At 58.8% G+C, this 884-nt stretch carries 1 protein-coding gene; it reads right to left on the reverse strand.

Annotated elements, in window-relative coordinates; translation table 11 throughout:
* Positions 1-866, reverse strand: an 866-nt coding sequence (gene tssI / locus Q6A51_RS27275) for a type VI secretion system tip protein TssI/VgrG (RefSeq protein WP_304576180.1), incomplete at its 3' end; no start/stop codon positions are given.
* Positions 867-884 lie beyond the last annotated feature (18 nt).

Below are 884 nucleotides of genomic sequence, written 5' to 3' on the forward strand. Positions count from 1 at the left end.
GGCTGATCGCTATGGCCTTCGGCGAGGCGGTAATCATGGCGGTGGCGTTCCAGTGCCCGTCGGGCCAGAAGGTTGCCACGCTCACGGTTGGTGAAACGGCCGGGGTAATCGTAGTCCTCAAGGTCGGGCAGGGTTTTGTTCTGGACTTCGCTTTCAAGGGGAACCAGCGGTTTCTGAAAGTCATAATCCCGCCGCGTGGTGCGTGTGGTGCGGGTTTCAAGACGCACATTGAAGCGCTTGACCACCGGCTCATCGGAAACCATCCCGCTGTCCTGTCGATAGGTCAGCGGCTTTAGCCTGGGGAAGACCGTCTGGTCATCGCCGAATACCAGCCGGTGCATGGCCCTGCTGTGCTGGAAGTGATAGTGCAGGCCTTCTTCTTCACAGAGTCGCTGAATGAAATGCAGGTCCGATTCGTCGTACTGCACGCAGTACTCGCGTTTCGGGTACGGCAGACCGAGTTGAAAGTGATAGCGGTCGGCCAGGATGCCGTGCTCTTGCAGGATCCGGGCAATGATGTCCGGCACCGACTGTTGCTGGAAGATGCGTTGATTGATGCGATGGCTCAGGTAGGCGAGGTGCGGTCGCAGGGTCATGGCGTAGTGGGTCAGTCGCTTGCGTGAGTCGCCTTGAGCGATACGGTCGATCAAGCCATGCACGCCAGCGTCGTCGGGGCCGAACTGCAGAAAGGCAGAGCGATTGAGCAGGCTGTCCAGATCCAGCGCCGGGTTTTCGCTGACCAGTTCCAGCTCAAAGACAAAGGGCTGGTTGATGGCCTCCGTGCCGGTAAAGGCCAGCACCTGAAAGTCGTGTCTGACGTCCTCCAGATGCAGGCTGAAATGTGTTTGATGGGCGGGTGCGGACATCACGTATTACTCCACATC

Origin of the sequence: Pseudomonas serbiensis, assembly GCF_030580745.1 — a bacterium.
GTDB classification, from domain to species: Bacteria; Pseudomonadota; Gammaproteobacteria; order Pseudomonadales; family Pseudomonadaceae; genus Aquipseudomonas; species Aquipseudomonas serbiensis.